Raw genomic sequence first — 7,442 nt, 5'->3', positions numbered from 1 at the left:
TCGGCATCGTGGCCATCCGGACCCGGTCAGGATCAGAACGACGATCCGGGCTGCTGCAGAAATGCGCGTTCTTCGGCGGTGCTGGTTCTGCCGAGCACCGCATTGCGATGCGGAAAGCGTCCGAAGCGCGCGATGATCGCGCAATGCCGCTCGGCCCATATCGCCTGCTCGATGCCGGTCTCTTCCTGCAGCGCGGCATGCTGGCGCACCGATTCCCGCTGGATCGCGAGATCCTCGGCGTGCTGCAGCGGCATGAGGCAGAACATGCGATGGTAGATGGTCGGCAACTGGCGGTCCCAGCCGCGCGCGATCATGCGCAGGGTCAGCGCGAGGGCCGCGGCATCGGTGGCAAAGCTGCGTGGGTCGCCGCGAAACATGTTGCGCGGCAACTGGTCGAGCAGCAGGACGCGCGCGCATGCACCGGTGGGCGTGACCGACCAGTCGTCGGTCGGGTCGTCGGTCAGGTCGTCGCCCGGGTCAGCGGAGCCGCCACGCATGGCGGCGAACGCAGACTGCCATACCGGCAGGAAGTCCGCGCGCACCGTATCGTCGAAGTCCGACGACTTGCGGAACCACTCGCGCCGATAGGTATTCCACGCGGGCCCGCCGGGCACATCGAACCAGAAATCGAGCACGCGTTGCGCGTCGGCCGGGAGCATCAGGTCCCCTCAGCGCGCCACATTGCGCATCCAGTCCGCGGTCTGGAAAAACGCCTGCATCAACCGCAGCCGCAGGTCCTCGCCAAGGCCGAGGTCTTCCATCGCCATCGCCATGCAGCGCATCCACTGGTCGCGCTCGCTGATGCCGATCTCGAACGGCAGGTGACGCGCGCGCAGGCGCGGATGGCCAAAGCGTTCGATGTAGAGGCTCGGGCCACCGAGCCAGCCGGAGAGGAACCAGAACAGCTTGTCGCGCGAGCCGTCGAGCGAGGCCGGATGCAGCGCGCGCAGGCCCTGGAACCCGGGCTCGAGGTCCATCAGGTCGTAGAAGCGGTCGACGAGCTCGCGCACGCGCGACTCGCCGCCCACGAGTTCATAGGCGGTGACTTCCTGCGCGGGGGTATCGGCAGGCGGGTTGGCAGAAGTATCGGTCATATCGAATCACGGTCAGGCGTCGCGCAGCGTGGCAAGCGCGGGTTGCCGCAGCACCTCGCGCAGGCCGAGCCAGCCGCCGGCAAAGGCGCACAGCATGCCAGAAACCACGCCAACCGGCACGATCCAGCCATTGAAGCGGTACGGGAAATCGAACACGAACTGCGACAGCCCCCAACCCACCGCAAGCGCGCCGAGGCTGGCCAGCAGGCCCGCGAGCCCGCCCACCACGAGGAATTCCGCGTACTGCGTCTGGCGCACCAGGGCGGCGCTGGCGCCGAGCGCCTTGAGCAGGCCGGCATCGCGCTTGCGCTCGTCGCGCGCGCCCGAAAGCGCCGCATACAGCACCGTTACGCCGGCCAGCAGTGTGAAGACGAAGAGAAACTCCACGGCCGCGATCACCTGGTCCAGCACCGCCTGTACCTGCCGCAGGATCAGGTCGGTATTGACCACCGTGATGTTCGGAAACGCCGCCGTCAGTTGGTTGCCGAGCGCGGCCTTGGCGGCTGGCAGGTGAAACGCCGTGATGTAGGTGGCCGGCAGGTCGCGCATCTGCGTGGTGGGCAGGATCACGAAGAAATTGACGCGCATCGAGCTCCATTCGAGCTTGCGCAGCGAGGTGACGGGCGCCTCCACGGTCTGGCCCGCGACGTCGAAGCGCAGCGTATCGCCGAGCCGGATGCGCAGGGTCTTGGCGATGCCCTCCTCCACCGACGCGCCGGCCGGCAGTCCCGCGCCATTGGACCATTGTCCCGCCACGATCTGGTTGCCAGCGGGCAGCGCGTCGGTGTACGAGAGGTTGAATTCGCGCTCGACCAGGTTGCGCGCGCGGCCATCGGGATAGCTGTCGGGCTGGATGGGGCGGTCGTCGATATGCGTGAGCCGGCCACGCACCATCGGGTAGAGCAGGTCCGCGATGCCGTTGCGCTCCAGCATGGCGCGCAGCGGGTCGCGCTGGTCGGGCTGGATATTGATGATGAAGCGATTGGGCGCATCGGCGGGCGTGGCGTTGCGCCACGAGTCGATCAGGTCGTTGCGCGTCATGCCGAGCAGCAGCAGCGCCATCAGCCCGATGGCCAGCGCCACGGTTTGCAGCGCCGTGACGGCGCGGCGGCGTTCCAGCACGGCGAGCGCAAAGCGCCAGCCCACGCTGCCGCGCGCACGGCCGCGCAGGCCGCGCGACAGCATGGTCAGCAGCGCAAGTGCCAGCAGGGCAAACACGATGCCCGCGCCGACAAACCCGCCGGCAGTGGTCAGGCCCAGCTTGAGATCGCGCGCGGCCACCAGCAGCAGCGCGACAAAGGCGCCCAGGCCAAGCGCATACGCGACCCAGGCCGAGATGGGCGGCGTACCGATATCGCGGCGCAGGACCCGCAGCGGGGCCACGCGCGTGAGCGCCAGCAACGGCGGCAAGGCGAAGCCCACCAGCAGAACCAGCCCGGCCGCGATGCCGACCAGCGCCGGCACCAGCGACGGCTGCGGCAGCGACACCTGCAGCAGCCCGCCCAGCGACAGCAGCAGGCCATAGTGGGCGACGTAGCCGAGCCCCACGCCGACCGCCGCGCCGGCGAGGCCGAGCAGCAGGAATTCGAGCCCGAAGGCAGCGAGGATCTGCGCGCGCGTCAGGCCCATGCACTTGTACACGGCGCACGCGTCGGTATGGCGCTGCATGTAGCGGCGCGCCGACATCGCGATGGCCACCGCGGCGATCATCGACGACAGCACCGCTACCAGCGACAGGAAGCGCTCGGCCCGGTCGAGCGTCTGGCGCATCTGCGGCTGCCCCGATTCGAGCGATTCGATGCGGGTATTGCGCAGATGACGTTGCGCGATCTCGCCCTCGGCCCATTTGCGGTAAGCCGCGCCCGCGGCGTCGGGCCCCGCCACCAGCAGGCGATACGTCACGCGGCTGCCCCAGCCGATCAGGCCGGTGGCGTCGAGATCGGACAGCGGCAGCATCACGCGCGGCGCGAAGTTCATGAAGCCGGCGCCACGATCGAGTTCCTGCGTGATGATGCGGGCGATACGGAAGGTCTTGTTGCCGAGCTGCAGGCTATCGCCCACGCGCACGCCCAGCGCGATCAGCAGCGCCTCGTCGACCCACACCGTGCCGGCAGCCGGGATGCCCTCCGCTTCGTGCTCGGGACCACCCGGGGCTTCGGCCACCTTGAGCCGGCCCCGCAGCGGATAACCGTCCGTGACCGCCTTGAGCGCCGCGAGCTGGCTCGGCGCCTCCGCGCCGGCCTGCGCGCTGCCTGCTGCGCTCCCGGCACCGCCTTCGCTGCCGGCGCCGACCACACCGGCCGGGCTGCCCGCCCCGGCCACGCGCGCGGTGGCCATGCTCGGGAACGTGACCGTCTGCGCCACGCGCAGGCCGTCGCGCGCCGCCTGCTCGGCAAAGGCGGCGGCAAACGGCTGGTCCGAGATCAGCAGCACGTCGGCGGCAATCATCTGCCGGGCGTCGCGTTCGAGCCCGAGCCGCATGCGGTCGGCCAGGAAGCCCACGCTGGTCAGCGCGGCCACCGCCAGCACCAGCGCGAACAGCAGCAGCGTCAGCTCGCCGGCCAGCCAGTCGCGGCGCGCCATGCGCAGGGCCTGATGCCACGCGGAAAAGCGGGCGGATGAGTGGGAAGTGGAGGTCCGCATCGGTTGCAGGGGCAGTTCGTTGACAGAAGTGATCCGTTACAGCAGGAGTCGGTTAGCCGGCGCGATCGGTGACAGCGACATCAGCTTCCGGCAGACACCGGCGCACCGGCCCCGGTGCAGCCGGAGCGCGCGGCGGGATGGCGCGGCACGGCGGCAGCGGCTGGCGCATCAATCGGGCGCGCGCGGCCGGCGCAGGCTTGCGTGCAGGCGCCGCACCCCGCGCCAGAGCCTGGGCAGCAGCCAGATGGCGACGACCAGGAAGACGCCGAGCAGCACCAGAAACAGCAGCGGCAGGAAGAACGCCAGCAGCAGGCCACCGGTGGCCGTCACATCCTCGGTGAAAGAGGCCACCCAGTTGGAAAAAGGTTCCGGCGAGACATTGATCAGCGCGCGCGTACCGGCCTTGGCCGCATGCGCGGTGCCGGCCAGCGTGCCGCCGATCAGGCCGGCGCCGACCATCCACTGCGGATCCATATGGCCGAATGCCGCGGCCGCCAGCACCGCGCCGGCCGGAATCCGGATAAAGGTCTGGATGCCGTCCCACACCGTATCGAAGCCGGGCACCTTGTCGGCGACGAATTCGGCGGTGGCCAGCACCGCGGCAATGCCGATCACCCACCAGGACGACAGCACCTCCAGCCCGCCCGGCAATTCGAGCCAGCCCAGCCGCGCCAGCACGCCGGCGGCCAGCACGGCCAGGTACAGGCGGATGCCGCTGGCCCAGGACATGCCTGCGGCCAGCGCGGCGGTCTCGAGCATAAGCGCCTCGCGCTGAGGTGGTAATGGCGTCGAGTGTACTGGAAGCGCGGCGTTCGCTCCGCGCCGCCCACCCGGTGCCGACCCGGTGCCGACCCGGTGCCCACGCCGTGCCGACCCAATGCCGGTCCGCGGTCCGCCGACCGGGCGCTATCCCGCCGTTGCCTCCAGCCGGGGCAACTGCGGCAGGTCCGCCGCCACTTCGGCGATCATGCGCCGCAGCCACATCACATCGGGCGCGGCATGGCAGCGCTCGTGCCAGAGCTGGTAGAAGCGCATGCGCGGAAACGACACCGGCGACGGCACCATGCGAATCGGCAGGTATTGGGCGTAATGCGCGGCAAACTGGCGGCCGGTGGTGAACACCATGTCGGTCTTCATCAGCACGTACGGCACCAGCCCGAAATATGGCAGGGTGACCTGGATATTGCGTTTGTAGCCAAGCTCGGCCAACGACTGGTCGATCATGCTGCGCTGCATCGACGCATACGGCGCCGGCGCCAGGTGCGGCATTTCCAGGTAGTGCCTGAGGGTCAGGCCGTTGCGCGCGAGCGGATGCTGGGCGCCGAGCATGCACACCACCTCGTCGTCGAACAGTGGCGAGATATGCAGGTGCTCGGGCGGCGACAGCCAGTTGCCCACCACGATATCGAGCTGGCCCTGCTCCAGCGCCTCCAGGAAGTCGCTCGACTGCGTCATCGGATGGACAAACAGCTTGGCGCCCGGCGCCAGCCGGCGCACGCGCTCGACGATATTGGGCAGGAAGAAGGCATCCAGATAGTCCGGCGCGCCCAGGTGGAACGTCCGCACCGTGGTGGACGGATCGAACTGCTGGGGCGGACGCGCGATGCGGTCCATCGCGGCCAGGCTCTGCTCGGCCAGCGCCAGCAGCTCGCGTCCGCGCTCGGTCGGCACCATGCCGTTCTTGCCGCGCACCAGGATGGCGTCGCCGGTAATCTCGCGCAGCCGCTTGAGCGTATTGCTGATGGCCGGTTGGGACTGCCCCAGCCGGACCGCCGTGCGCGTGACGCTCTGCTCGGTCAGCAGGGTGTGGAGCACGCGCAGCAGGTAGGTATCGAGATGGTCGCGTCCGTGCATGGAGACGGCTGGCGTGGGGGAGCTTAGAGGCGCATAGTGTATGACACGGCCCCCAGGCACGGTCAATTCGGGCGAAGCCCGGGGGGGTGCGCGTGTGGTGCCGCGTACCGCTCGCTCCCGGCGCGGGTTCCAGCTCGTGAGCGCCTTGTTTTTCCCGGTTTGCCGGCCGGTGGTTCCGGCGCCGCCCGCGCGCCGGCCAGCCCGGGCCCGCGCCTGATTCCCGTTATCACCTGGGCCGAATATTGCATCCGGTCCCCGATGCTATGTTTGCTGCCATCCACGAAAGAGAGAAGACCATGGAGACGCAAACCATCCGCTTTTACCACCGCGGCCAGGTCAGAGAGGTCGCCGACGCGCCGGTCACCCGCACCGTGCTGCAATACCTGCGCGAGGACGTACGCTGCACGGGCACCAAGGAGGGCTGCGCCGAGGGCGACTGTGGCGCCTGCACCGTCGTGGTGGGCGAGCTGCGCGATGATGGCAAGGTCGAGTTCAAGGCCGTCAACGCCTGCATCCAGTTCCTGCCGACGCTCGACGGCAAGGCGCTGGTGACGGTGGAAGACCTGCGCCAGGCCGACGGCACGCTGCACCCGGTGCAGGAAGCGATGGTCGAATGCCATGGTTCCCAATGCGGCTTCTGCACGCCGGGCTTCGTGATGTCGCTGTGGGCGCTCTACCAGCGCCACAGCGGGCCGGACGCGCACGACGGCACCACGCCGTCGCGCGCCACCATCTGCGATGCGCTGACCGGCAACCTGTGCCGCTGCACCGGCTATCGCCCGATCGTCGACGCCGGCCTGCGCATGATGCAGTTGCCCGCGCCCGCCCGGGACCAGCTCGATCCGGCCGTGATCGCCGACACCCTGCGCGGCCTGCGCCGCACGCAAACCTTCCACTACAGCGCGCACGGCCAGCATTTCTACGCGCCGCGCAGCGCCGCCGAGTTCGCCCGCATCAGGGCGGACCAGCCCGGGATCCGCATCCTGGCCGGCAGCACCGACGTCGGCCTGTGGGTCACCAAGCAGTTCCGCGCGCTCGGCGACCTGCTGTATGTGGGCCAGGTGGCGGACCTCGACACGATTGCCACGCGCGACGGCATGATCGAGATCGGTGCCGCCGTCACGCTCGAACCCGCCTATGCGGCCCTGACCGCCGCCCATCCCGAGCTCGAGGAACTGTGGAAGCGCTTTGCCTCGCTGCCGATCCGCAATGCGGGCACACTCGGCGGCAATATCGCCAACGGCTCGCCGATCGGTGACTCGATGCCGGCACTGATCGCGCTCGGTGCGGAGGTGGTGCTGCAGCACGGTGACGTACGCCGCACGCTGCCGCTGGAAGACCTGTACCTGGCTTACCAGAAGACCGCGATGACACCGGGCGAATTCGTTGCCGCGCTGCGCGTGCCGGTGCGGGGGCCCGGGCATTTCCGCACCTACAAGCTGTCCAAACGCTTTGACGAGGATATCTCGGCCGTCTGCGCCGCCTTCGGCATCGATGTCGACGCCGGCACGGGCCTCGTCACCGCCGCGCGCATCGCATTCGGGGGCATGGCCGCCACGCCAAAGCGCGCCGCGCACGCCGAAGCGGCATTGACCGGCCAGCCCTGGACCGAGGCGACCGCGCGTGCCGGCATGGCGGCGCTGGCCCGGGACTACACGCCGTTGAGCGATATGCGCGCGACCGCGTCGTATCGCAGCCGCGGCGCGGCCAACCTGCTCTACCGCTTCTGGCTGGAGACGCGGGCCGATGCGCTGCCGGCGGCGGCGGTCAATGTACGGGCGGCCGGTGCCGGCCTGGCCCCCGTGACGGCGGCCATGGCGCCCGCCGCGAGTGTATAGGCGCGCACAAGGA

6 protein-coding genes are annotated in these 7,442 nt (G+C 69.6%); 1 reads left to right on the top strand and 5 read right to left on the bottom strand.

All coding sequences use genetic code 11. From position 1 onward, the window contains the following. Window positions 1–32: 32 nt before the first annotated feature. From DFLDMN_RS19555 to DFLDMN_RS19535, 5 genes are all read right to left on the bottom strand, one after another. Window positions 33–659 (bottom strand): DUF924 family protein, encoded by a 627-nt coding sequence (locus DFLDMN_RS19555; protein ID WP_423196498.1) that lies wholly within the window; start codon window positions 657–659, stop codon window positions 33–35. 9 nt (window positions 660–668) lie between these two features. After that, a complete protein-coding gene (locus DFLDMN_RS19550) occupies window positions 669–1,094 on the bottom strand; it encodes a group II truncated hemoglobin (RefSeq protein ID WP_423196497.1) in 426 nt (141 codons plus the stop codon). Window positions 1,095–1,106: 12 nt separating this feature from the next. Then, window positions 1,107–3,677 carry an ABC transporter permease gene (locus DFLDMN_RS19545; protein ID WP_423196496.1) on the bottom strand — a complete coding sequence of 857 codons (2,571 nt, stop codon included), beginning with the start codon at window positions 3,675–3,677 and terminating at the stop codon, window positions 1,107–1,109. A 228-nt stretch (window positions 3,678–3,905) separates the two neighbouring features. Beyond that, complete coding sequence (locus DFLDMN_RS19540; RefSeq protein ID WP_423196495.1) at window positions 3,906–4,496, bottom strand: DUF4126 domain-containing protein; 591 nt, start codon at window positions 4,494–4,496, stop codon at window positions 3,906–3,908. Window positions 4,497–4,643: 147 nt separating this feature from the next. Continuing rightward, a complete protein-coding gene (locus DFLDMN_RS19535) occupies window positions 4,644–5,591 on the bottom strand; it encodes a LysR substrate-binding domain-containing protein (RefSeq protein ID WP_423196494.1) in 948 nt (315 codons plus the stop codon). Between the two features lie 296 nt (window positions 5,592–5,887). On the opposite strand from DFLDMN_RS19535, the gene xdhA reads away from it, so the two are divergent. Continuing rightward, entirely contained in the window at window positions 5,888–7,429 is a 1,542-nt protein-coding gene (gene xdhA / locus DFLDMN_RS19530; RefSeq protein ID WP_423196493.1) for a xanthine dehydrogenase small subunit, read from the top strand. Window positions 7,430–7,442: the final 13 nt, after the last annotated feature.

It is taken from the genome of Cupriavidus sp. H19C3 (assembly GCF_049393815.1).
Taxonomy (GTDB): Bacteria; Pseudomonadota; Gammaproteobacteria; order Burkholderiales; family Burkholderiaceae; genus Cupriavidus.
This window is presented reverse-complemented; position numbering and strand designations above follow the sequence as displayed.